Raw genomic sequence first — 25,067 nt, 5'->3', positions numbered from 1 at the left:
AGAACATGCCTCTCAACTCGGAGACGGAACATGCCGCCGGAAACCGGTCCCCGTGATGAACTCACTTCGGTTTACTCGGCGCTGTCGATCAAGCCAGTGTCGACCGACGAAACGGACGAAACATACCGTGTCGAAATCGAATCGGACAGTTATCACTGCCTGTCAGCCGCGATCGTAGAGGCGATCGCAGCAATAACCCACACCGATCCACGTGAACTCGACCCACTCGGAGAGCAACTCGACCCGGAGAGTCTGGATACGCTGTTTACGTCGTCATCGAAGACTGCGTACGATGATCTCTCCGTCTCGTTCTCGTATGCTGGGTATCGCGTTGTCGTCTCCGATGCGACACACGTCACCATTACACTACTGACATAATACCACATGGGAACGAAACATACTTTGGGACGAACGTGGGGATACCAGTCCCCGTTTGAAGCAATTCAGAAGCAGCTCGGTGAACGTCACTCACAGATAGGTGACGCGATCGCCAGCCCTGACGGTCTCCGCGGAAATCAGGACGGCATCAGTACGGAATCGCTTCGAGAGAGGCGAACTCAGGGGAGTTCTCACAATTTCTCGCGAGTCCCACGATGAGCGACCGGCATGGATCGGTCCGGGTCCTCCACGTTGATGATGAACCGGATCTCGCCGAGCTGACCGCGAATTTTCTCGAACGGAGTGACGACCGTCTCCGCGTCGAAACAACGACGAGCGCAACCGAGGGCGTAGACCGTCTCCGGGAGGGAAACTTCGACTGCGTCATCTCTGACTACGACATGCCGAAGCGGGACGGTCTCGACTTCCTTGATGCCGTCCGCGAGGAGTACGACGACCTTCCGTTCATCCTGTATACTGGCAAGGGCAGCGAAGAAGTGGCCAGCGAAGCGATCGCTCGGGGCGTCACCGATTACCTCCAGAAAGAATCCGGTACCGGGCAGTATGACCTCTTGGCGAACCGCGTCCTGAACGCCGTCCAGCAACATCGAGCAACACGGCGCGCAGAGAATCTCGAACGGGTACGTCGTGTTCTCCGGGATGTGAATCAAGCGCTCGTCCGAGTGGAAACCCGCGACGAAATCGAATCGAGCGTCTGTGAGATCATCAGCAAGGCCGACCCGTATCGATTCGCGTGGATCGGTGAGTACGACCCGGACTCGCAAACCGTCCAGCCACGGGCCACTGCTGGTATCGAAGAGGGGTATCTCGACGCCATCGACATAACGATCGACGAGAGCGTGACGGGAGAAAGACCCACCGGCCATGCCGTTCGTACCCGCGAACTCACAGTCGTACAGAACATTCGGGAAAACGACGAGTACGAGCCGTGGCGCGAGGACGCGCTCGAACGCGGGTACCAGTCGAGTGCTGCGATTCCGCTCGTCTATGGTGACACACAGTACGGCGTGTTGAACGTCTATGCCGAGCGGACGTACGCATTCGACGACCGGGAACAGGAGTTACTTGACGAACTTGCTGGAGATATTTCTCACGCGATCTCACACGCCGAGACCCGTGCCGACCAGCGTCGCTACGAACGTGTCATCGAGAACCTCCCCGTTGGTATCTATCGGGCAACACCCGGAGCAGCCGGCCGAATTCTCGACGCGAATCCCGCTCTTGCCGAGATGTTCGGCGCCGAGTCACCCGACGAGATGGTCGGGCGAGAGGTGACGGAGTTCTACGCCGATCCCGAAGAACGGGTCGAGCTGAGTCAGCAACTCCGAGAGGAGTGTATCGTTCGAGAGATGGAATTACGCCAGGTGACGGTCACTGGTAACGATATTTGGGTGGCGGTCACCGCGATGTGTACCGAAGAAGACGACGAGATATACTTTGACGGAATTATCAAAGACGTCACGAAGCGCAAGGAGCGCGAGCGACAACTCCGTGTCTTCCAGAACGCCGTCGAAACGGCCGGTCATTCCATCTATTTCACTGATACAGACGGCACTATCAGATACGTCAACTCTGCGTTCGAAGAGACGACAGGGTATACGGCCGACGAGGCGATCGGCGAGAACCCGCGCATCCTCCAGTCGGGGGAACAGGATGTGGAATTCTATGAGGAGATGTGGGAGACGATTCTAGCGGGCGAAGTCTGGCGGAACGAACTCGTGAACCAGTCGAAGTCAGGCGAGCGGTACGTGGTTGACCAGACGATCGCACCGGTCGAAGACGAATCCGGCGAGATCGAACGCTTCGTCGCGGTCAACGTGGACATCACTGAGCGGAAAGACCGAGAGAGGGAACTCGATCGGAGCCGGGATCGCTGGCGCGCGCTGTTCGAGAGCTCGCCGGACGCGATTGCCGTCCACGATGTGAATGGAGACATCATCGAGGTGAACGAGCAGAACGTCGAGACCCTCGGGTATTCGCGCGAGGAGTTGTGCTCGATGAATGTCGCTGACTATGAAATCGGCCACTCGCGTGACGAGTTACAGAACCTCTGGACGAGTCTCGATCCGGGGGAGCGCATCAAAGTTGAGGGCGAACACCGACGTAAGGACGGGTCTACGTTCCCGGTCGAGGTCTGGGCTACGAAATTCGAATTCAAAGATGAAGAGCGATTCATCGCGCTTGGCCGCGATATCACAGAGCGGATGGAGTACGAGCAGGACATCGACAATCGAGACGGATCGAACGGTTCGGGCGGATAGCGATCGGCTTCGGCGTCTTCTGGAGAATCTCATACAGAACGCTATCGGACACGAGAGATCAGCTGTGGCTGTGTCCGTCGGGGATCGCGAAGCTGACGCTGCTCAGTTCTCCGCCTCCCGAGGCGGCGCGAGAGCGTCGCTACGTGTACGAAAAAGGTGGAAACGGTATATGTATCCTATGGGCCGGCACGAATATTGAATCACGGTCGCAAATCGAAGATTTGCTCCCTGATTCAAATTCGCCCGGCGACAGTTTCACGCCCGCTACGGACTCCTCGCTAGCGCTCGTCGTTGCGAAGTGGGGTGAAAATGGGCCGGCACGAATTTGAATCGTGGTTACGGCCACCCGAAGGCCGAAGGATACCAAGCTACCCCACCGGCCCGCATCCCAACGGAGGCCGTTCGTTCTTTTAATCCTTCCGAAAACGGGGGCGGTCGGGGATGACGGCCGTTCACGGTTCGAAGTACCGATCCCGGTGTGACCGACAGCCGGGGTTGAACGCGGCCCCGCAGCGCGGGCAGGCGTCGTCGCGGTCGAGGTACTCGCGGGCGCTCAGCCGCCCGCGACAGCGCCCGCAGAACGCCGCGGGTTCGTCGAACCGGTCGCGGGGCCACGGCTCCGCGCCGTGGTCCGCCGTCTCGTCGTGACAGCTCGCACACGGATAGTACGTTCCACAGCAGCCGAACCGCAGGGCGACCACGTCGACCGCGGAGTCCCAGTGGGTACACCGGGTCCGGAGGTCGACCGCCACCCCGCGGAGGGGGACGGGGAATCGATCGTCGACCGCGGGGGCGTGCGTCGTCCGCGTCGCGTCGGCGTCGCTCATCTCGTCACCCGACCCCGGTTCAGTACGCGGTGTAGCCGTCGGTGTCGAGCCAGTTGTGGACGACCGAGACGGTGTGGTCGGCGTGGAGTCGCTCGGGGCCGACGCGGAGCCGCCGGTCGCACGCCGCCGCGAGCAGTCTCGACTCCGCCTCCGAGAAGTCGTGGTGGTCCGAGAGGACGAACACCGGGTCGGCCGGCGGCTCCGCGTCGACGAGCGGGTCGCCCGCCTCGTGGAGCTGGAAGAGCGTTCCGTCGTCGGCCAGCCGTTCGAGCGTCGCCTCCAGTCCCATCCGACGCAGCTCCACGCCGGGAGAGACGTCCGCCGGCATGTGGCCGATCGCGTTCTCGCGAGCGGCGAGCGCGTCGCGGACCCGAGCGGCGACGTTCCGCTCGTCGGGATGGAGGTTTCGGAGAGTCGCAGCGTCGAACGTGACGGTGAGCTCGTCGGCACAGACGAGGTGGACTTGCGACTCCTCGCGGATGCCGTGTGAGAGGAAGACGCCGGTCGACACGCACCGACAGAGGAGGTCGAGCCGACCCGCACCGGGGATGTCCGAGAGCGAGATCGCGTTCGGGTCGGTGGGGACGTCGTGGCCGACGACGACGAACTGGCGCATACGCGTCGGTCCGCCCGAACCGTGATAAGCGACCCGGCCGACGGTCGACCATGAGCGTCACCGGACTCTGTCAGATCTGTGAGAACGCCCCGGCCCGGCACACCTGTCGGTACTGCGGACGGCAGGTCTGCCGAGACCACTGGAACGAGCGAGTGGGCGCGTGTACCCCCTGTGCGGAGACGTCGGGCGTCGGTGACGGCGACCGGTCGGCTGGCGACCGATCCGACGGCGACGGCAGCGACGACCGACCCGACCGGTTCCGGATCGACTGAGACGAGCACCCCGGACGGGCGCGCCGAGCCGCTCGGTCGACTACCGGTGGCGGTTCAGCCGTTTCCTGAGCCGTTTCGCCGCGTCCCCGGCGGCTCCGAAGTACGTCGCCTCCTCGTCCGGTCGGGCCGACTCCTCGCCGGCGAAGACGATCCCCCGCGAGGAGTTGACGAGCCCGACGTCGACGTCGACCCCCGGATACGCCGCGAGACCGTGGTCGACCGCCGCCTCCGCGTCGCCGCCCTGCGCGCCGACGCCGGGGACGAGGAACGGGACCTCCGGGACGATACCCCTGACCTCCGCGAGCTCGTCGGGCGTCGTCGCGCCGACGACGAGGCCGACGTTTCCGTTCGCGTTCCAGACGTCCGCGAGCGCGGCGACGCGCTCGTACAGCGGCTCGCCCGAGTCGAGTTCGAGATCCTGGAGGTCGCTCCCGCCGGGGTTCGACGTTCGACAGAGCACGAACACGCCCTTCTCCTCGCGGTCGAGGAACGGTTGGAGCGAGTCGCGGCCCATGTACGGGTTCACGGTGATCGCGTCGACCCACTCCAACACCTCGGCGTACTGCCGCGTGGTGTTGCCGATGTCGGCGCGCTTGGCGTCGAGTAACACCGGCACGTCCTTGCCGGCCGCGTACGCGGCGGTCTCTCTGAGCGCGCGCCAGCCGTCGGCGTCCTCGTAGAAGGCCGCGTTCGGCTTGTAACAGGCCGCGTGCTCGTGGGTCGCGTCGATGATACGTCGGTTGAACGCCCACCGCGGGAGGTCGGCGTCCGCGAGGAACGACGGGATCCGGTCCGGGTCCGGATCGAGGCCGACCGAGACGACGCTGTCGGTCCGTTCGATCCGGTCCGCGAGCCGCTCGAAGAAGCGCATACCCGATGTGCGACGGGACCCCGACTAAACGTTGTGTTCCGTGCCGGAGACGTTAGGAGGGCTTCCGACGAAGCCGCCGATCGACCTCTATGTGGGACTCTCGGAACGCTCAGTACAGGTGAAGAAGCGAGAGATTCGCGGTGCGGTGGCGCGCCGGTGAGCGCCCGACGGGCGCGAACCGCCCGCGAGGGATGCCGCGAGCGCTGAAAGCGCGAGCGGCGAGGCTGGGGAGGCGTGAGGTGCGGGTGCGTTCCCGCGAGTGGAACGAGCGGGAGCATGGAAGTCGCAGCCCGCGCAGCGAACGAAGTGAGCGAGCAGGACCGTCTTCCGGTGGTGCGGTCGGGCGGGGCTCAAAGGGGCAGTCGCGAGGGCGAAGTCCGACGAAGCACGCACTGAGGGAGCGAGCACCGCGAGCGACCGAAGCGCACAGCGAGTCGCACGAGTCCTCGCGACTGGGGCTTTGGAGATGTTCATCATCCCAATACCGATCCCGTTCTCATCACCCCGATCTCTACTGAAACACCCGTACTACAAGCATGCGAGGCATACAAGGGCCGTTTCAGAAGAACCCGGACCCGAGGGGCTCTCAATCGGGTCCGATCGATGGAAAACGAGACGACGATTGAAGCCGGATGACGCCTCACACCCGACGTGACCTGAGAGCCGCTCCGCGGCGTCCGAGACGGGTGTGTGGCGACCCGCCGCGGGATCGGAGCCGCGCCGCCTGTTCGCCAAACGGTTCCTCGCCGCGCCAGCGACGCTACTCCCCCCAGTTCTCCACGCGCTTCGGCCGGTCCGACACCGCCATCACGTCGAGGTCGTCGCCCGCGTGATCGATCGCCTCGAGCGCCGCCTTCGCGCTCGCGTGCGTCGAGAAGTAGGTTATCTCTTCCTCGACTGCCACCTCCAACAGCTCCCGCTGGCGGGAGACGATGAGGTCGATCTCGCCGCGACGCGCCGCCTCGATGAGGTCGGTCGCAGTCGACAGCTCGAAGTGCTCCGAGAAGCCCTCGACGAGCGCTTCCCCCTCCGACGTGTCCGGATCGGGGAATTCCTCGGCGGAGAGGTCGACGACGGCGGTGCCCGACTCGGGGATCGGCTTGCCGGTCGAGTCCTGCGCCTTGTCGTACGCCTTCCCGAACGAGCGCGCGGTGCCCATCACCTCGCCGGTCGATTTCATCTCGGGACCGAGCCGCGGGTCCGAGCCCGGCAGGCGGTCGAACGGTAGGACGACCTCCTTCACGCTCAGGTGCTCCGGGATCTGCTCGTCGACGTCGAGGTCGGCGAGGGTCACGTCGTCGGTCATCACCTTCGCCGCGAGCTTGGCGATCGGGACGCCCGTCGCCTTCGAGACGAACGGCACCGTCCGCGAGGAGCGAGGGTTCGCCTCGAGGACGTACACCTCGGCGTCCGATTCGGGGTCGTGAACGCCCGTCACCGCGAGCTGGACGTTGAGCAGCCCGACGGTGTCGAGCGCGCGGGCGATGTCCTCGGTCACCTCTCGAACCCGTTCGAGCGTCGCGTCCCCGAGAGAGCGCGGCGGGATCATACACGCGGAGTCGCCGGAGTGGACGCCCGCGCTCTCGACGTGCTCCATTACGCCGCCGATCAGCACGTCCTCGCCGTCGGCCACGGCGTCGACGTCGAGTTCGACCGCGTCGTCGAGGAACTGATCGATCAGGATCGGCTTGTCGGGGGAGACGCGGACCGCCTCCTCGATGTACTCCTCCAGCTCCGCGTCGTCGTCGACGACCCGCATCGCGCGGCCGCCGAGCACGTAGGAGGGGCGCACGAGGACGGGGTAGCCGATCCGATGGGCCAGATCGAGCGCCTCCTCGCGGCTCGTCGCGGTCCCGCCGTCCGGCTGGGTGACGCCGATCTCGTCCATCAGGACGTTGAAGCGGTCGCGGTCCTCGGCTAAGTCCATCGCCTCGACGCTCGTGCCCAGGATCGAACAGTCGAGCCCGCGGCGCTCGATCTCTTCTTTAAGAGGTTCGCCCACGTTCACGGAGGTCTGGCCGCCGAACTGGACCATCACGCCGTCCGCGCCCGTCGTCTCGATCACGTCCGCGATCTCCTCGGCGGAGATGGGCTCGAAGAAGAGCCCGTCGGAGGTGTCGTAGTCCGTCGAGACGGTCTCCGGGTTGTTGTTGACGACGTGGGCGTCGATTCCGAGCTCGCGGAGCGCCCGAACGGCGTGGACCGCGCAGTAGTCGAACTCCACGCCCTGTCCGATCCGGATCGGACCGCCGCCGACGACGACGACGCTCTCGACGTCGGGGTCGACGCGGACCTCGTTCGCCGCGCCGGCCGTGTCCGCCCCGGCGAGGAACTCGGGGAGCCGGGCCGAGTAGTAGTACGGCGTCGACGCCTCGAACTCGCCCGCGCAGGTGTCGACCTGCTTGAACGTTCGATCGGGGACCGTCGATTCGACGTCGCCGACCTCAGTGGTCGTCCCGCCGTCGCCCGCGACCGCGGCGATCTCGGCGTTCGTCCGACCGGCCATCGCGGCCGCGGTGAAATCGCCCTCCGCGGCCGCCGCGGTCGCGTCGGCGACGTTCTCGAAGCGCTCGACGTACCACCGGTGGATGTCGGTGAGCTCGACCACGTCGTCGACGCTGTAGCCGCGGTCGAAGGCCTCGAACATCGCGTACGGGCGGTCGGGGCTCGGCCGTTCGAGGTACTCCGTTTCGAGCGTCGCGTCGGAGATCTCCGCGAAGTCGACGGCGGGATCGTACTCCGAGGAGCGGAGCGCCTTCGTGAGGCTCTCCTCGAACGTCCGACCGATCGACATCGCCTCGCCGGTCGACTTCATCGCCGTCCCGAGCTCGAAGTCGACGTCGTCGAACTTGTCGATGGGCCAGCGCGGCACCTTCGTCACCACGTAGTCGATGGCGGGCTCGAACGCGGCCGTCGTCTCGCCCGTGATCTCGTTGTCGATCTCGTGGAGCCGCTTGCCGAGCGCGACCTTCGCGGTGACGCGGGCGATCGGGTAGCCGGTCGCCTTCGAGGCCAGCGCGGAGGAGCGGGAGACGCGCGGGTTCACCTCGACGACGCGGTACTCGCCGCCGGGCGTGCCGTCGTCGTGCCACGCGAACTGGATGTTACAGCCGCCCTGGATGCCGAGGTCGCGGATGACCTCGAGCGCCGCGTCCCGCATCTCCTGGTGGCCGTCGTCCGGGATCACCTGCGAGGGGGTGACGACGGTGGACTCGCCGGTGTGGATCCCCATCGGGTCGATGTTCTCCATGTTACAGATGATGATACACGAGTCGTCGGCGTCGCGCATCACCTCGTACTCCAGCTCGACCCAGCCGGAGATCGACTCGGTGATGAGCACCTCGCTGTTCCGCGAGAGCCGGAGCCCTTTGCGGACGCGCTCGACGAGCTCGTCGAAGTCGTCGACGACTCCGGAGCCGGAGCCGCCGAGGGTGTACGTGGTCCGGGCGATAACGGGAAGGCCGCCAACCGCGTCGACCGACTCCCGAACACGGTCGACGAGGTCCGCCTCGGTCAGCGCGGCCACCGACTCGCCCTCGTCGAGCGAGATGGTCGTCGACTTCGGGACGGGCTGGCCGAGGTCCTCCATCCGCCGACGGAAGAGGTCGCGGTCCTCCGTCGCGTAGATGGTGTCCAGCGGCGTGCCCATCACCTCGACGTCGTGTTCCTCCAGAATGCCCTGTTCTGCGAGCTCGGCGGTGACGTTGAGGCCGGTCTGCCCGCCGAGTCCGGCGATGACGCCGTCCGGCTCTTCGATCCGGACGACCTCCGCGATCGCCTCGGGCGTGATCGGTTCGATGTACACCCGGTCTGCGGTCTCGGGATCGGTCATGATCGTCGCCGGGTTCGAGTTCACGAGGACGACTCGCGCACCTTCCTCTTGGAGCGCGCGACACGCCTGCGCCCCGGAGTAGTCGAACTCCGCCGCCTGTCCGATCTGGATCGGTCCGCTACCGATGAGCAGTATGGTCCGGTCCTCGCTCATTACCGCGACCGAGTACGCTCATCGTAATAAGGTCGACGATAAAGTACGAATCTCGCAGGCAATTTGCGATTTTCGCAAGACACTCGTCCACACGATCCATGGTATCGCCCCGGTCGGTGTCGAGACGTCATCCGGGACCGCCGGCGAGAGCGGGACGACCGCTACGCGTTCAACTGCTACGCGTTCAACTCGTAGCGGTACGGCCGTCCGGCTATCACGTCCACCTCACCGCGTTTCGCCCACCGTCCCAACACGGTCGCGACGCGATGCGGGCTGTCGATCCCGTCGGTCTCCTCCAAGAGCGCCAGGATCTCCCGCGCCGTCAGCGGCTCCTCGGCGTCGGCGAGCACACCGCGGATCCGCTCGTATTCGTGGGTGTGCATGTGTCTTACGTACGAACGCCGAAGGTATAGGCTTCAGTGAGACAGGAGTCGGACGTGTGTCGGACACACGGACCCGCTACCGTCGGATCCGCGGCGTCCGCTATCGCCGGGTTCGGACTCGATCACGCGTACGGATCGTCGGCTTCGAGGTCGCGTTCCGCGCGGTACTGCTCGACGAACTCGGCGACGTCGAACTCCATCATCTCCCGCTCGAACTCCGAGAGGGCGTCGTCGTCCTCGGCGTGACTCACCGCGTGTTCCATCAGCTCGACGACGAGTTCGACGATCACCTCGTGGAGCCGGCGGGAGTCGAAGTCGGCCACCCACACCATGGCGTAGCCGACCTCGCCGTCGCCACTGGCGTCGTGTGTGACGACCGACTCGGGAAACTCCTCCAACACGACGCCGAGGAGGTGCGGCGTGTCGAACTCGGGCATCTCCTCGCTCGTCGTCTCTATCGCCTCCCGGAGGACGTCGACGAGGAACTCGGGGAGGAAGCGCTCCGGCGGGTGGACGTCCATCACGACCGCGTGCGTCTCGCCGCAGCCGCACTCGAACTCCCGCATCCCGAGGTCCAACTCGCCGAGGCCGACGGTCTGGCCACAGGGGAGTTCGAGCGCGTGGTCGTCGTCGCCGGGAACGCGCGGCTGGGCCATGTCCCGTCTTGGCCGTTGCGTCGGTTAAAAGGCGCGGAAGCGGACCGGATAGCGGCGACGCGGCGACGATACGGCGACGACGATACGGCGACGCGGTCGCGTGATCGCGTGGATCGCTACTGGAAGCCGACGCGGCCGCCGGTGTCCCGGAGCGCGTCGCGGCCGCCGCCCTTGAACTCGCGTTCGACCTCCTCGTAGTAGGACATGATGTCCTCGGTGATGGTCGGTCGAACCGACTCCATCGCCCGCCGGAAGTGTTTCATCTCCACCTCCTCGGCGTCGTCGTCGTCGCGCAGCGCCTCGATGGCGGCCTCGCGGGCGATGCCCTCGAGGTCGGAGCCGACGTAGCCGTCGGTGATCTCCGCCACCTCCCGCAGGCTGACGTCGGGCGCGAGCGGAGTGTCGGCGGTGTGAATCTCGAGGATCCGCTCGCGACCCTCCTGGTCGGGCTGGCCGATCATCACGAGCCGGTCGAACCGACCGGAGCGGATCAGCGCGGGGTCGATCATGTCCGGCCGGTTGGTCGCGCCGATCACCATCACGTCGCCCATCTCTTCCAACCCGTCGAGCTCCGTCAGCAGCTGGTTGACGACCCGCTCGGAGACGTTGTTCCCCATCTCCTGGCCTCGCGAGGGCGCGAGGCTGTCGAGCTCGTCGAAGAAGATCACCGTCGGGCTCACCTGCCGGGCCTTCCGGAAGGTCTGGCGGATCGCCTTCTCCGACTCTCCGACCCACTTCGAGAGCAACTGCGGGCCGCGTACCGAGATGAAGTTCGCGTTCGTCTCGTTGGCGACCGCCTTCGCCATCAGCGTCTTCCCGGTCCCCGGTGGGCCGTACAACAGCACGCCCTTGGGCGCTTCCACGCCCATCCGCTCGAACTTCTCGGGGGTCGTGAGCGGCCACTCGACGGACTCCTGTACCTGCTGTTTCGCGTCGGTCAACCCGCCGACGTCCTCCCAGGAGACCTTCGGCAGCTCGACGAGTACCTCCCGCATCGCGGAGGGTTCGACCTCCGTGAGCGCGCCCGCGAAGTCGTCGCGTTTGACGATCATCCGGTCGATGAGGCTCGGCGGGACCTCCTCCTCGTCCAGGTCGATCTCGGGGAGGTACCGCCGGAGCGCCTTCATCGCGGCCTCCTTGGTGAGGCTCTCGACGTCCGCGCCGACGAAGCCATGGGTCTCGTCGGCGAGGTGGTCTAAGGAGACGTCGTCGGAGAGCGGCATGCCGCGGGTGTGGATCTGGAGTATCTCCTTGCGGCCGATTTCGTCGGGGACGCCGATCTCGATCTCGCGGTCGAATCGGCCGGGGCGGCGGAGCGCCGGGTCGACGCTGTCGACGCGGTTGGTCGCGCCGATGACGACCACCTGTCCGCGGGTCTCGAGCCCGTCCATCATCGTCAACAGTTGGGCGACGACGCGGCGCTCGACCTCGCCCGTCACGTCCTCGCGTTTCGGCGCGATGGAGTCGAGCTCGTCGATGAAGACGATCGAGGGCGACTCCTCCTTGGCGTCCTCGAAGATCTCCCGGAGCTGCTGTTCGGACTCGCCGTAGTACTTCGAGATGATCTCCGGGCCGGCGATCGAGAAGAACGACGCGCTCGTCTCGTTGGCGACCGCCTTCGCGAGCAGGGTCTTCCCTGTACCCGGCGGACCGTGAAGGAGCACGCCCTGCGGGGGCTCGATCCCGAGCTTCGAGAAGATCTGCGGGTGTTTCATCGGGAGCTCGACCATCTCGCGGACGCGCTGGATCTCGCTTTGGAGCCCGCCGATGTCCTCGTAGGTGATCCCGCTTCCGGTCTTCTCGAACCCGGAGATCGGCTCCTCGCGGAGTTCGACCTCCGTGTCCTCGGTGATGAGACAGACGCCGTCCGGCTCGGTCTCGACCGCGATGAGCGGTATCGCCTGGCCCGGCGAGCGCATGAACGGGTGGTTCGTCGAGGACATCACGGGGACGATGTCGCGCTCGACGACCGGGCGCTTGAGGATCTGGCGTTTCACCATGCCGGCGGCGTCCGAGCCGAACTGGACGGACGCCTCCTCGGGCGGGGCCAACACGAGCTTGTCGGCCTTCTCCGCTTCCGCCTTCCGGATCGTGACGCGCTCGCCGATGCCGACGTCGGCGTTCTGGCGGGTGAAGCCGTCGACCCGGACCGTGTCGGTGTTCCAGTCCTGTCGGTCGGCGCGCCAGACCTTCGCGGCGGTCGTCTCCGCGCCCTCGATCTCGATGATGTCGCCGGGCGAGAGCTTGAGGTGTAACAGCGTGTCGGGGTCGAGCCGCGCGATACCGCGCCCCGAGTCGTTCGGGTACGCCTTCGCCACTTCGAGTTGGACTTCGTTCATGATTCCTCGCGGGGGATAGCCGTACCTGCACCCGGTTCGGGAATAAGCCTGTTGCTCCGAGGGGTCTCGCCCGCCGATCGGACGGTCAGTGGTCCGTCCGTGCTGTGGTATGTCATCTTATCACATGGTACTGCCTCCGTGTTTAAAACCCCGTCGTCACCGTGCGTTTTCGCCGGGGAGCCGGGAGGGCGGTCGATCGGTGAGTCGACGACCGCCGGCAGGTCTCGGTCAGTCCGCGACTTCGAAGACCGCGACGTCCTCGACGGTCAGTCCCTCCGCCGCCGCCCGCGACTCGCCGGAGACGAGGTCGGTCGCGTCGACCGCCTCGTCGATCCCGACGACGGCGGTTTCGGGACCGAAGTTGAGCAGCACGACGTAGCTCGCCGCCTCCCCCTCGCGGGCGAAGGCCACGACGTCGTCGGGGTCGGCCGACCCCGCCGTCTCGTGGTCGACGCGAGCGAGATCGCCGGCGGACCCGAGGACCGGATGCGCCTCCCGGAGCGCGAGCAGGTCGTCGTAGTGCGCACGGACGTCCTCGCGGGCGTGATCCCACGCGAGCGGGTCGCGGTTGCCCCGCTGGCCGAGCTCCTGGCCGCCGTAGAGCATCGGGACCCCTGGGAGGGTGAACAGCGCGCCGGCGGCGGCCTTCGCGGCGTCGTCGCCGCACTCGACGAGGTACCGCGTCTCGTCGTGGTTCTCTAAGTAGAGCATGAACGCGGCGTGGTCCGGGAAGCCGGAGCGCGCCCGGCCCTCGACCGCCTCGAGCAGGGAGTCGGCCGGCTCGTGGCCGCGGCCGACCTGCCGGAGGGCGAAATACAGCGTGGTGTCGAAGTGGACGTCGAACATCCCCTCGTGGAAGTCGGCGATGTACGGGATCGTTTCGTCGAGCAGCAGGAACTCCGGATCCTCGGCCTTGAGTCGCTCCCTGAGTTCCTTCCAGAACGACTCCGGCACCGCCCACGCCATGTCACACCGGAACCCGTCCGCGACCGCGGCCCACGTGTCGGCGGCTTCGAGGAGGTGCCGGCGGACCTCGAGGCTGGTGAAATCGAAGTTGGCGATGAGCTCCCAGTCGAAGTAGGTGCCCGGCTCGCCCGACTCCTGCCACTCGTATCGGTCGCGGTACGGCGAGTCGGGGTTCCGGTAGGCGTCCCGGAACCACTCGTGATCGCGCGCGGAGTGGTTCAACACGAGGTCGAAGAGCACCCTCATGCCCCGGTCGTGGGCCGCGTCGACGAACGCCTCGTAGTCCTCGCGGTCGCCGAGATCGTCGGCGATGGAGAAGAAGTCCGTGATGTTGTAGCCGTGGGGCGCGCCGTCGTGTTGGAGCACCGGCGTGAGCCACAGCGTGTCCACGCCGAGCTCCTCGAGGTAGTCGAGCCGCTTCTCGAGCGCCTCGAAGGTGGTCTCGGCCTCGTCGTCGTCGGCCGCGTACCCCCGGACGTAGATCTCGTACAGCGTGGCGTCCGTGGCCCACGCCGGCGGGTCGTTGAGTCGCGTGACCCCGACGTCGTCGCCGTCGCCGAGCCGGTCGACGCTCACCGCGTCGGCGACGCTGTAGCTCGCGCCGACGGCGACCCCGTGGACCCGGACCCGCTCGTCGATCGCCGCGAGCGGGACGCGAAGCTCGCGGTCGTCGACCGTCACGTCGCCGCGAGTCACGCCGTCGCGGTCGTCGAGGAGGAACTCCACGTCGAGGTCGCTCGGGTCCCGCGACGAGTCCGGATGCGGGGTCGGCGTCGCGCGGACGACCGCCTCGTCGGCCTCGATCTCGGCGTTGAGCCTGACCCGCGGCCGGCCGTCCTCGTGTTCCGGCGGCTGCTCTCGCGCACCCGAGCCGGATCCCGAGACGGGACCGCTCTTCCCGCCGCTCCCGCGGGCGGAGCCGCTCCGTCCGCTGTACCCGCTCTTCCCGCTGTATCCGCTCCGGCCGGCGGCTCCGGCTCCGCCGGCTCCCTCGCCGGTGGGCCTGTGGTCGCCCGGAAAGACCCGGACCGTCAGGTGGTGTCGTCCCTCGGGGGTTTCGAGCGTGAGCCGGTAGCGGCCGGGTACGTCGGGAACGAACTCCTCGACCGCCCCGTCGTCGACGGTCGCCTCGCTCGCGATCGGTGCCTCGGTGACCGTCCACCGGTAGGTGGCCTCGGGATCGGGGTCGCGTGGCGCTAACTGTACCGCGTCGCCGACGGCGACGAACTGCGGCGGGCCTGGGTGGTCCATCGTTACTTCCCGACTCGGCCACTTCGGGCTTAGGTGTTCGGAAACCACAGCGATCGGACATACTGAACGTCCCTGACAGACGGGCGCGCCGAGAGCGACGCCTCCCGGCGTGTCGGCGGCGTTCGCTCCTCCCGGATCGTTCTCGGCATCTGATTGATACCCCGTGTAGTGGCCGCCGATCCGTGCCGACTCCCGAGCCGACGACCCGCGGTCGGGGAGCTGTGGGGCGGACGCGTCGGGCGGAACGGCTCCCTCGCCGAGTGGGACGGCTCTTTATTGGTCGGCCGCGTGCGTGTTCGCATGCGCACGCTCGCTTTCGACGGTCGGACCGGCGCGGCCGGCGACATGATCTGTGCCGCGCTGATCGCGGCCGGTGCCGACGCCGCGGTGCTCGACCCGGTCGAGGAGCGGCTTCCCGTCCGCTACGAGGTCGGCGAGACGATGAAAAACGGAATTCGAGCGACCAGCGTCGACATACTCCTCGAGGAGGACGAGCGGGACGATCCCGACGTCGACGCCCACACTCACGACCACGACCACGGCCACGACCACGACCACGGCCACGACCACGACCACGGCCACGACCACGACCACGGCCACGACCACGACCACGGCCACGACCACGATCACGGCCACGACCACACCCACGACCATTCCGACGATCACGACCACACTCACGACCACGACCACACCCACGACCACGGCCACACCCACGAACACGGCCACGGGCACACCCACGCTGAGGGAGCCGGCGTCCATCGAACCTACCCGGAGGTCGTCGAGGTCGTCGAGTCGATGGACCTGCCCGCGGCGGTCGAGGCGACCGCGCTCGAGGCCTTCGAACTGCTCGGCCGGGCCGAGGCGTCGACTCACGGGACCGACCTCGAGGAGACGGCATTCCACGAGGTGGGCGCGGACGACGCCGTCGCCGACATCGTCGGCGCGATGCTGCTCTTGGACGACCTCGACGTCGATCGGGTCGTCACCACGCCGCTTGCGGCGGGCGGCGGCGAGGTCGAAATGGCTCACGGCGTCTATCCGGTCCCGGCCCCGGCGGTGGTCGGGATCGCGGAGCGCGCCGGCCTCACGCTCGTCGGCGGTCCGATCGATCGCGAGCTGCTGACGCCGACCGGCGCGGCGATCCTCGGTGCCGTCGCCGATGGCGTCGACGCGTTGCCGGCGCTCCGCGTCGACGGTGCGGGGTACGGCGCGGGCGACGCGACCTTCGACCGCCACCCGAACGTGCTCCGGGCGATCGTCGGCGACGGCGGCGAGGAGAGCGGGAAAGCCGGCGACGAAGAGACGGCGGAGGACGCCCACGCACACGGCTCCGGATCCGGAGGGCTCGTCGGCGACGACGTCGCGGTGCTGGAGACCAACCTCGACGACGCCGCGCCGGAGGTGCTCGGCGGGCTCCAGGAATCGCTCGCGGCGACCGGCGCTCTCGACGTGACGATCGTGCCGACGACGATGAAGAAGTCGCGGCCGGGCCACCTCGTGAAGGTGATCTGTAAGCCGACGGACGCGGCGGCGGTCGCGGAGCGGCTCGCTCGGGAGACCGGCACGCTCGGCGTGCGACAGGCGGGCGCGAGCCACCGCTGGATCGCCGAGCGCGCCTTCGAGACCGCGATCGTCTCGGTCGACGGGATCGACCACGAGGTGTCGGTGAAGGTGGCCTCGACTGCCGACGGCGACGTCTACGACGTGAGCGCCGAGTACGACGAGGCGGAAACGGTCGCCGCCGAGACGAACCTCCCCGTCCGCGAGGTGCTCCGCCGGGCGGAGTCGCGCGTCCGCGACGAACTCGCCGACGGCGGCGCGGACGAGTGAGCCGAAGCGGCCGCCCCGGATCCGCGCGTACGACCGTTCATCGACGCGATGACGCCGGACCGCCGACGCGAAGACGACAGGCCTATGACCGACGCCCGGCCACTCGGAGGTAAGCTACCCTATGATCGAGCGCATTCACACGTCGGAGGTCGACCCGGAGGCGGACGAGGTCGCGATCGCGGGCCACGTCCACGAGATCCGGGACCTCGGCGGACTGGTGTTCCTCATCGTGCGCGACCGCGAGGGACTCATCCAGGTCGTCTTCAAGGAGGAGCGGGAGCCGGAGCTGTTCGAGGCCGTTCAGGACGCGGGTTCCGAGGACGTCGTCCGGGTCGTCGGCGAGCCGCTCGAGAGCGACCAGGCACCCGGCGGGGTCGAACTCGCGCCGACGGCCTACGAGGTGCTCGACGAGGCCGACTCGCCGCTTCCGCTCGAGATATCGAAGGACGTGGACGTCGACCTCTCCACGCGGCTCGACAACCGCGCACTGGACCTCCGCAAGCCCGAGACGCTCGCGGTGTTCTCGCTGCGCTCGAAGCTGATGACCGCGATGGAGGAGTGGTTCGACGAGGAGGGATTCGTCGACATCAAGACGCCGCTGATCTCGAAGGGCGGCGCGGAGGGCGGCGCGGAGCTGTTCCCGATCCTCTACTACGACCGCGACGCGTTCCTCTCCCAGAGCCCGCAGCTGTACAAGCAGATCCTGATGGCGGCCGGCTACGAGGCCGTCTACGAGACCGGCACCGCGTTCCGCGCCGAGGACTTCGCGACCTCCCGACACGTTTCCGAGATCGCGATGTTCGACGTCGAGCTGGCCTACATCGACGACCACCACGACGTGATGGACGTCCAGGAGGAGTCGCTCCGGTACGCGATCCGGGCCGTCGTCGAGAACGCGGAGCGCGAACTCGACCTCCTCGACGTCGACCTGACGGTTCCCGAGGAGGAGTTCCCGCGGATCACCTTCGACGAGGCGCTCGACCTCCTCGAGACGGAGTTCGGCCACTTCCCGGAGGACCCGACCGACCTCGACACCAAGGGCGAGAAGCTGCTCGGCGAGCACTTCGCCGAGCGGGGCCACCCCGCGTTCTTCGTCGTCGGATACCCCGAGGAGAAGTTCTACTACATGCAGGACGTGGAGGGCGACGAGATCGCCTCCCGGAAGTTCGACCTCATTTACGAGGGGCAGGAGCTCTCCTCGGGCGGCCAGCGCGAACACGACGTGGATCGCATGGTCGAGGTCATGGAGGAAGAGGGCGTCGAGCAGGCGAACTTCGAGTTCTACATCGAGGCGCTGAGCTTCGGGACGCCCCCGCACGGCGGGTACGGGCTCGGGATCGACCGGCTCGTCCAGCAGGTCGCCGACCTCGAAAACATCAAGGAGGCGATCATGTTCCCGCGCGACCCGAACCGGCTGGAGCCGTAAGGCCCGGAACGCTCCCACTCCGATTCCGGTCAACTGAGACAGATGGTTCTCGTTGTGTTGAGAACCGGTGAAAACGCAACACCGCTCCGCCGTGTAGGTCCGGGTCGAGAATCGAACCCGATTGCGAGACTCGCTAACGCTCGTCTCGCGTGGTTCGATCTCGCCTTCCAGCTTTCTTCGTCACTACGTTCCTCAGAAAGTCCGGGTGCGAGAATCGAACCCGCGTCTCAGCCTCCACAAGGCTGAAGGATAGTCCACTACCCTAACCCGGACACGCACCCTCACGTATCCCGTTTCGACTGATAACCGTTACGACTCACGATCGGGCGTGGCACCGTCCCGCGCGGTCGTCGTGCCGACAGATCGCGAGACGTTACGTCTCCCCGCCCGACGACTCCTCCTTGCGGATCCGGACCGTAGAGACGCGTGCGCCGTCGACCGCCGACACCTCGATCGCGTAGTCGCCCTCGGAGACGGCGTCGCCGACCTCGGGCGGGCGACCGAGCCGGTCCAACACCAGCCCGCCGAGGGTCTCGAAGCCCGCACCGTCGAAGTCGACGCCGAGCGCGTCGTTGACCGCCGACAGCGGGACGCCGCCGTCGATCTCGTACCCGTCATCGCTGGACCGTCGGATCGAGGGCTCCCGACCGGGGATGTCGAACCCGTCGCGGAGCTCGCCGACGATGGTCTCGACTGCGTCCTCGATGGTGACGAGTCCCTCGAACGCGCCCCACTCGTCTATCACGACCGCCAGCTGCCGGGATTCGTCCTGGAACCGCACGAGCAACTCCGCGACCGTCGTCGTCTCCGGGACGACGAGTACCTCGCGAGCGAGGTCGTCGGCGGTCGTGGCGTCCTCGTCGGGACCGATCGCCTCGAGGAGGTCCTTCACGTCGAGGAAGCCGACGACTCGTCCCCCGTCGTCGGCCGTGACGACCGGGTAGCGCGTGTGGCCCGCCTCACGTACCGTCTCCCGAAGCTCCGGGACGGTCGCGTCCGTCGGGACGCTCACCACGTCGGGACCCGGAACCATGACCGTCGTGACCGGGATATCGTCCGTCTCGAAGACGCGCTCTATCATCTCCACTTCCGACTCCTCGAGGTGACCCGCCTCGCCCGCTCGGGCCAACACCCGACGGATCTCCCGTTCGTCGAGCGTCTCGTCGGTTTCGGAGGCCGGCGGGACGCCGATCAGGCTTGTGAACGCGTTCGCGGTCCCGTTGAACACGACGAGTCCGGGGTAAAACAGCAGATAACAGAGCTTCATCGGTGGCGCGACGAAAAGCGAGAGCCGCTCGGCCTGCGCGATGGCGATCGTCTTCGGCGCGAGTTCCCCGAAGACGACGTGGAGGAAGGTGATGAAGCTGAACCCGATCGCGAACGCGACGAGGTGGATGAGGTTCGCCGGGAGGACCGACTCCAGGAGGGGCTCGATGAGCGAGGCGACGGCGGGCTCGCCGGCCCACCCGAGGCCGAGCGACGCGAGGGTGATCCCGAGTTGGGTCACCGCGAGGTAGTTGTCGAGGTTCGCCATCACCTCCTCGAGGGTGTCCGCGCCCGGACGCCCCTCCTCGGCGAGCTGTTCGACCGACGTCGAGCGGATCCGGACGAACGCGAACTCCGAGGCGACGAAGAAGCCGTTCAGCGCGACCAACACCAACGCGAGCAGGAGCCGCGACCCGGAGACGACGAGATCTACCATCGCAGCCTCCGGGTCGTGTCACCGTTCGAGCGAGGAAGACGCATGTCTACCCGTCTCTGTGCGCACCCACTTAAACGATCGACCCGTCCCGACGGCGCACGCGCGGCGGACCGCGTCGACGCGATACCGTCGAACGACTCAGTCGGATCCCGGCACGCCGCCGAGGGGTTTATCGATCGGCGCTCGCGAGTGGGAGACGATGACCGCACGCGATCCGCCGACCCACGGTGACGACGATCGATCCTCTCTGCCGACCGCGACGACGTCCGCTCGGGTGGTGGCCCGTGAGTGAGGAGTCGGTGTCGGAGTTCTCGACGGAACTCGCCGAACTCGCCCGCGATCTCGTTCGGATCCCCACGGAGAACCCGCCCGGAAACGAGGGGGCAGCCGCCGAGTTCGTGTACGACTGGTTCCGCGAGCAGGGGATCGAGGCGACGCTGCTCGAGGAGCCGGATCCGGACCGTCAGCAGGTCGGAGCCCGCGTGGGCGAGGGGGGGCCGACGGTGGTGTTGAACGGGCACCTCGACGTGGTTCCCGCGGGCGACCCCGAGGCGTGGACGGCCGACCCCTACGCGGGCACGATCGAGGACGGTCGGCTCTACGGCCGGGGGAGCGCCGACATGAAGACCGGGGTCGCGCTCGCGATGCTCGTCGCCCGCGATCTCGCGCCCGAGATCCGGTCCGGCGAGCTGTCGGGATCCGTCGTCGTCCACGCGGCGATGGGAGAGGAAACCGCCGATCCCGGCACCCTCACCCTCCTCGAACGGGGGTTCGACGGCGACTACGGGATCGTGCTCGAGCCCACCGACTTCCGCGTCGCGACGAGCACCAAGGGCCTCTCGGTCTACCGGATCGTCGTCGAGGGCGTGGCGACGCACGCGAGCCAGCCCGACGCCGGGACGAACGCGATCGACGAGGCGCGGCCGCTGCTCGACGCGATCGGCGAGTACGACGCCGAGCTCCGCGACCGGGGGGGTTCGCTGTGTGGCGGGGCGTTCGCGACGGTGACCGAGATCGAGGCGGGGACCGGGTCGAACCTCGCGGTGGTCCCGGACCGCGCCGAGGTCGTCCTCGACAGGCGGGTGCTCCCCGGAGAGGACCCGGACGCGATCGACGCCGAGGTCGAGGCGCTGCTCGAGCGCGTCCGAGAGGAACGCGGCGTCGAGACGACGTGGACGCGGATCCAGACGTACGCCTCCTCGTCGATCCCGATCGACCACCCGCTGGCGACGAGCCTCCGCGATCGGTCCGTCGAGGCGGTCGGAGGTGACGGCGGCGTCGGCGAGCCGTGGGGGATCGAGGCCGCCACCGACGCGCGGAACTTCGTCAACGACGCGGGGATTCCGGCGGTGACGTGGGGGCCCGGCGACCTCGATCAGGCACACACCGTCGACGAGTCGATCGACCTCGCGGACGCCGAGATCGCGAGAGGCGTGCTCGAGGAGGCGGTTCGAGCGTTCATCGAGTAATGGAAGTGCTCGCCCGCCGTTCCCGGATCGGCGGGTCGAGACGGGGGCAGCCCGAAGAGATCCGACGGGACGCCCCCGACGTGACGGGGAGGGTTTCGGCGATCGGGTCGGCTCGTGTCGATCACACGCGAGCGACGCCGTCGTTTAGATGACGCGGTTCTGGAGGTAATCGAGGTGTTTCGCGTTGTAGACGATCTTGACCTCGTCGGCGGCCGGGCTGCCGATACAGGTCAGCCGGACGTTCTTCTCTTCGACCTCCTCGTCGGAGAGGATCTGTTGCATGTCCATCTCGATCTCGCCCTCCTTGACGATGGACGCGCAGTTCGCACACGCCCCGGCGCGACACGAGAAGGGCCAGTCGTAGCCCTGCGCCTCGGCCGCTTCGAGGATGTACTCGCCCTGGTTGACCTCGAGGGTTCCGTAGTCCTCCGCGTCGAGGCCGGCGTCGGCGGCCTCCGCGAAGAGGTCGTCGTCGTCCATCGACCAACCGTGGTCGTCGAGCACTTCGTAGTTGAGGTATTCTACAGTGGGCATCAGCCGTGAGTTCAACCCCCACCTCATTAGGCTTTGCTGTTCCTGCCGTGATCCGGCAACGCACGACCCGGCATCCCTCCGTCGGAACGCCGCCGTTCGCAGACCTGGAAACCGGGACGAACGCGGCGAGCGGCGGATATCATCTCTGAGAGAGTACGAGTAAGGCTAAAGGTATCCCTCTCCACAGCTACGGTCGATGGAGGAGTCGGTAGTGGCCGATTTCGTCGGGAGGGTTCACGCGTCCGACGTCGAAAGCGACGATCCGATTCGCGGCCGAGTGCTGTTGAGTCAGCGTCGCCTCGTGCTCGCGACCGCGGACGCCCGGACGACGATCCCGCTCTCGCGGGTGTTCGACGTGGTGGTCGGGACCGTTCCGGGAGAGCTCACGTCGTTCTTCAGCGACAGCGTGACCGTCGCCTACGAGCGTGCCGGAACCCGGTCGACCGCGCTCGTCGAGGGCGAGCCGGACGACATGGAGCGGTTCACTCGTCTCCTGTTCAAGGCGCTGTTGCGGGACGTGACGGTGACCGTCAGGCATCCCGCGAAGGTCGGCGGCCGGGTCACGGACGTGACCGACCGGACCGCGAGAGTGTCACCGTCGCCCGGTTCGATCGGGTTCGTGGGGGACGACGAGTCGTTCTCGGTGGATCTCTCGACGGTCATCGACTACGACCGGACGAGCCGGACGCTCGCCGGAAAGCGCCGGCCTGCGCTCGTCTTCCGGCACGTCCCGGAGAACCGGACCGTCACGTCGATCGTCACGGTGCCCGACGAACGAACGCTCAACGTGCTCGGGCGGTACATCAGGCTCGAGTACGAGGAGGTCCAAACCGAAGTCGAGGAGCTCGACCCGACCGAGGACGAACTGGAGGTCCTCGTGTCCATCTACGCCGCCGGCGGCGAGGCGTCGGTCTCGCAGGTCGTCACCGGCGACGCCACCCGAACGTCGATGATCCTCGACTCGCTCCGGGAGTCCGGACTCGTCGTCGACGGCGAGACGGGCGCGACGCTGACCCGAAAGGGACGGATGGCCGTCACGACGTACCTCGAATCGATCAACTCCTGACCCGGCCGCTCGATCCCGACTCCGTGATCACATCACCCACAGGTATTTCCCGGATAGCGGCGTCAGTTGTCCCCACATGGGTGCGTCGCGTTCACCCGGTCGGCAGCCCGATCCGGTTGGCGAGGGATCCGGATCCTCCGACGAGGGCTCTCCGCTATCGCTCTCGATCTGCGTCGCGGGCGCGCTCTTCCTCCTCGTCGGGACCGCGCTGGCGATCGATGCGGTTCGCGACGGCGGGTCCGCCCTCGTGGCAGTCCTCGACATCGTCCTCTTCTGGATACCGGGAGTCACCTTCGTGTACGGCGGATACTGGTTGCCTCGATCCGGGATCCCGGCGCGTTACTACCCGCGAATCGCCGCGTGGGCGCTCGGCGGCGTCGTGGTGATGTACGGGTTCATCGCGCTCCGTGACCTCCATCCGGGGATAAGCGTCGAGTGGTCGATCGGCACCCAGGCGATCGGCTTGACGCTCGGCTCCGTGGGCGGATTCGTGATCGGGATCCAGCGGGTGCGGACGGCGATCAGAACGGAACAGCTCGAGGACCGGACCCGCGAGCTCGAGGCGAACGAGCGTGAGCTCGAACGTCAGAACGCACAGCTGGAGCGGTTCGCCGGCGTCGTCTCTCACGACCTCAGAAACCCGCTTTCGGTCGCTCGCGGGAACCTCGAGTTGGTCCGAGACGAGCGCGACGACGGGGATCGGTTACGGGCGATCGCGGACGCCCACGCCCGGATGGAGGCGCTGATCGACGACCTGTTGACGCTCGCCCGCCAGGGCGAGGCGATCGACGCGACGGAGACGGTCCACCCCGCGGAGTTGAGTCGCGTCTGCTGGAAGGAGTTCTCGACCGGCGACGCGACGCTCTCCGTCGAGGACGTGCCGCCGCTCGCGGGCGATCCAGACCGGCTCCGCCAGCTGTTCGAGAACCTGTTTCGGAACAGCGTGGAACACGGTTCCACGGGCAGCCGGGCTTCGCCCGGCGACAGTGTCGAGCACGGCGGCGAGGACGTGACGGTGACGGTCGGGACGCTTCCCGACCGCGACGGCTTCTACGTCGCCGACGACGGCCCCGGAATCCCCGAGTCCGAACGCGAACGCGTCCTCGAGAGCGGGTACTCGACCGCCGAGGAGGGAACCGGGTTCGGCCTCGCGATCGTCGCGGAGATCGCCCGAGCACACGGCTGGGACGTCCGCGTCGTCGAGAGCACGGACGGGGGCGCACGCTTCGAGTTCTCCGGCGTCGAGTTCGACTGAATCCGCCCTGATCGACTCGATCCGGCCCGGTCCGGCCCGGTCCGGGTCGGGTCTGGAACGCCGCGATCCCCGCTCGGTCCGTCCCGATCGCTGCCGGTTCAGCCCGATCGCCGCCCTTGAAACGCCCGCGGCGCGACGGTCCGGTATGGACCGGATCTACGCCCCCTGGCGGATCGAGTGGGTCGAACGCGACGCGGACCCGATCGACGGCTGTCCGTTCTGCGTCCTGCCGGACCGCGAGAACGCCCGCGAGGCCCGCGTCGTCGCGCGCAGCGACCGCAACTACGTGTTGTTGAACAACGCGCCGTACAACCCCGGACACGCGATGGTGATCCCGAACGCGCACGTCCGCGACTGGACCGACCTCGACGCCGAGACGATGCTCGATCACGCCCGGCTGAAGGCGGCGACCCTCGCGGCCGCGCGCCGCGCGATCGACCCGGACGGGTTCAACACCGGGCTCAACCTCGGCGGCGGGGCGGCCGGCGGCTCGGTCGAGCACCTCCACACCCACGTCGTCCCGCGGTGGAACGGCGACACCAACTTCATGCCGGTGGTCGGCGACACGAAGGTGATCGTCGAGGCGGTCGACCGGAGCTACGAACACCTCCACGAGGGGTTCGCGGCGGGTGACGGCGTCGTCGACGCCGGCGATCTCGAGTCGGGCGAGGCCGTCCGGCTTTCGTTCGAGGCGGAGCCGTTCGGGGTCGAGTGAACTGGACCCGACCGACGAAGTTGAAACCCTCCTCTTCGGGTACGTCGTCGTCCGAAACGACCGTTACGTTTCGAGTGCTTGTAGAACGAGTGTTTCGGTGGTGATCGAGGTGAGTAGAACGGGATCGTTGCTGGCGCGGTGGCGATCTCCAAAGCCCCAGTCGCTCGGCTGTACGCGGTGAAACAACCGACTACGGAGAACGCCTCCAAAGCCCCAGCCGACCGCTACCGCCCCACACCTCATA

General features: G+C 67.2%; 19 protein-coding genes and 2 tRNA genes. 9 read left to right on the top strand and 12 right to left on the bottom strand.

Going from position 1 to position 25,067, the window contains the following annotated elements:
* Positions 1 to 30 precede the first annotated feature (30 nt).
* Together NO889_RS08480 and NO889_RS08475 are read left to right on the top strand one after the other, a co-directional pair.
* Positions 31 to 378, top strand: coding sequence for a HalOD1 output domain-containing protein (locus tag NO889_RS08480; RefSeq protein WP_256411830.1), 348 nt, complete (start codon positions 31 to 33; stop codon positions 376 to 378).
* 215 nt (positions 379 to 593) lie between these two features.
* Positions 594 to 2,660: a PAS domain S-box protein gene (locus tag NO889_RS08475; protein WP_256411829.1), complete on the top strand. Its 2,067-nt coding sequence runs from the start codon at positions 594 to 596 to the stop codon at positions 2,658 to 2,660.
* Between the two features lie 310 nt (positions 2,661 to 2,970).
* On the opposite strand, the gene NO889_RS08470 is transcribed toward NO889_RS08475, so the two are convergent.
* From NO889_RS08470 to trmY, 3 genes are all read right to left on the bottom strand, one after another.
* Positions 2,971 to 3,043, bottom strand: a tRNA-Pro gene (locus NO889_RS08470).
* A 69-nt stretch (positions 3,044 to 3,112) separates the two neighbouring features.
* Positions 3,113 to 3,487, bottom strand: coding sequence for a CHY zinc finger protein (locus NO889_RS08465; protein ID WP_256411828.1), 375 nt, complete (start codon positions 3,485 to 3,487; stop codon positions 3,113 to 3,115).
* Positions 3,488 to 3,506: 19 nt separating this feature from the next.
* Positions 3,507 to 4,103, bottom strand: a complete 597-nt coding sequence (gene trmY / locus NO889_RS08460; RefSeq protein WP_256411827.1) for a tRNA (pseudouridine(54)-N(1))-methyltransferase TrmY — start codon at positions 4,101 to 4,103, stop codon at positions 3,507 to 3,509.
* A 50-nt stretch (positions 4,104 to 4,153) separates the two neighbouring features.
* On the opposite strand from trmY, the gene NO889_RS08455 reads away from it, so the two are divergent.
* Positions 4,154 to 4,375 carry a hypothetical protein gene (locus NO889_RS08455; protein WP_256411826.1) on the top strand — a complete coding sequence of 74 codons (222 nt, stop codon included), beginning with the start codon at positions 4,154 to 4,156 and terminating at the stop codon, positions 4,373 to 4,375.
* Positions 4,376 to 4,415: 40 nt separating this feature from the next.
* Here the strand turns inward: NO889_RS08455 and pyrF are convergent, their stop codons facing one another.
* The 6 genes from pyrF to malA all read right to left on the bottom strand — a co-directional run bounded on the left by pyrF (position 4,416) and on the right by malA (position 14,826).
* A complete protein-coding gene (gene pyrF / locus NO889_RS08450; protein ID WP_256411825.1) occupies positions 4,416 to 5,246 on the bottom strand; it encodes an orotidine-5'-phosphate decarboxylase in 831 nt (276 codons plus the stop codon).
* A 760-nt stretch (positions 5,247 to 6,006) separates the two neighbouring features.
* On the bottom strand, positions 6,007 to 9,231 hold the full coding sequence (gene carB, locus NO889_RS08445; protein WP_256411824.1) for a carbamoyl-phosphate synthase large subunit: 3,225 nt from the start codon (positions 9,229 to 9,231) through the stop codon (positions 6,007 to 6,009).
* 176 nt (positions 9,232 to 9,407) lie between these two features.
* Positions 9,408 to 9,614 (bottom strand): hypothetical protein, encoded by a 207-nt coding sequence (locus tag NO889_RS08440; RefSeq protein ID WP_256411823.1) that lies wholly within the window; start codon positions 9,612 to 9,614, stop codon positions 9,408 to 9,410.
* Positions 9,615 to 9,736: 122 nt separating this feature from the next.
* Positions 9,737 to 10,270, bottom strand: a complete 534-nt coding sequence (locus tag NO889_RS08435; RefSeq protein WP_256411822.1) for a DUF5815 family protein — start codon at positions 10,268 to 10,270, stop codon at positions 9,737 to 9,739.
* 116 nt (positions 10,271 to 10,386) lie between these two features.
* On the bottom strand, positions 10,387 to 12,609 hold the full coding sequence (locus NO889_RS08430) for a CDC48 family AAA ATPase (RefSeq protein ID WP_256411821.1): 2,223 nt from the start codon (positions 12,607 to 12,609) through the stop codon (positions 10,387 to 10,389).
* 228 nt (positions 12,610 to 12,837) lie between these two features.
* The gene (malA, locus tag NO889_RS08425; RefSeq protein ID WP_256411820.1) at positions 12,838 to 14,826 is read right to left on the bottom strand and encodes an alpha-amylase MalA; all 1,989 of its coding nucleotides are present in this window, start codon (positions 14,824 to 14,826) and stop codon (positions 12,838 to 12,840) included.
* A 300-nt stretch (positions 14,827 to 15,126) separates the two neighbouring features.
* Here malA and larC point away from each other — a divergent pair, with 300 nt between their 5' ends.
* Positions 15,127 to 16,656, top strand: coding sequence for a nickel pincer cofactor biosynthesis protein LarC (gene larC / locus NO889_RS08420; protein ID WP_256411819.1), 1,530 nt, complete (start codon positions 15,127 to 15,129; stop codon positions 16,654 to 16,656).
* Between the two features lie 121 nt (positions 16,657 to 16,777).
* Positions 16,778 to 18,082, top strand: a complete 1,305-nt coding sequence (aspS, locus tag NO889_RS08415; RefSeq protein WP_256411818.1) for an aspartate--tRNA(Asn) ligase — start codon at positions 16,778 to 16,780, stop codon at positions 18,080 to 18,082.
* A gap of 199 nt (positions 18,083 to 18,281) precedes the next feature.
* Here the strand turns inward: aspS and NO889_RS08410 are convergent.
* Both NO889_RS08410 and NO889_RS08405 read right to left on the bottom strand, forming a co-directional pair.
* Positions 18,282 to 18,354, bottom strand: a tRNA-His gene (locus tag NO889_RS08410).
* A 101-nt stretch (positions 18,355 to 18,455) separates the two neighbouring features.
* Positions 18,456 to 19,784: a hemolysin family protein gene (locus NO889_RS08405; protein ID WP_256411817.1), complete on the bottom strand. Its 1,329-nt coding sequence runs from the start codon at positions 19,782 to 19,784 to the stop codon at positions 18,456 to 18,458.
* A 284-nt stretch (positions 19,785 to 20,068) separates the two neighbouring features.
* Here NO889_RS08405 and NO889_RS08400 point away from each other — a divergent pair, with 284 nt between their 5' ends.
* Positions 20,069 to 21,253: a M20 family metallopeptidase gene (locus NO889_RS08400; protein ID WP_256411816.1), complete on the top strand. Its 1,185-nt coding sequence runs from the start codon at positions 20,069 to 20,071 to the stop codon at positions 21,251 to 21,253.
* A 144-nt stretch (positions 21,254 to 21,397) separates the two neighbouring features.
* Here NO889_RS08400 and fer read toward each other — a convergent pair whose 3' ends face one another.
* Positions 21,398 to 21,787, bottom strand: a complete 390-nt coding sequence (gene fer / locus NO889_RS08395) for a ferredoxin Fer (protein ID WP_256411815.1) — start codon at positions 21,785 to 21,787, stop codon at positions 21,398 to 21,400.
* Between the two features lie 196 nt (positions 21,788 to 21,983).
* Between fer and NO889_RS08390 the strand changes: the two genes are divergently transcribed.
* The 3 genes from NO889_RS08390 (at position 21,984) to NO889_RS08380 (ending at position 24,823) form a co-directional block, all read left to right on the top strand.
* Positions 21,984 to 22,853 carry a CheF family chemotaxis protein gene (locus NO889_RS08390; RefSeq protein ID WP_256411814.1) on the top strand — a complete coding sequence of 290 codons (870 nt, stop codon included), beginning with the start codon at positions 21,984 to 21,986 and terminating at the stop codon, positions 22,851 to 22,853.
* Between the two features lie 76 nt (positions 22,854 to 22,929).
* Positions 22,930 to 24,108 (top strand): sensor histidine kinase, encoded by a 1,179-nt coding sequence (locus tag NO889_RS08385; RefSeq protein WP_256411813.1) that lies wholly within the window; start codon positions 22,930 to 22,932, stop codon positions 24,106 to 24,108.
* Positions 24,109 to 24,253: 145 nt separating this feature from the next.
* Positions 24,254 to 24,823 carry an HIT domain-containing protein gene (locus NO889_RS08380; RefSeq protein WP_256411812.1) on the top strand — a complete coding sequence of 190 codons (570 nt, stop codon included), beginning with the start codon at positions 24,254 to 24,256 and terminating at the stop codon, positions 24,821 to 24,823.
* Positions 24,824 to 25,067 lie beyond the last annotated feature (244 nt).

This window comes from Halorubrum rubrum (genome assembly GCF_024494685.1).
Classification (GTDB): Archaea; Halobacteriota; Halobacteria; order Halobacteriales; family Haloferacaceae; genus Halorubrum; species Halorubrum rubrum.
The sequence above is the reverse complement of the archived record's forward strand: the minus strand, read 5'-3'. Positions and strand labels throughout refer to the sequence as shown.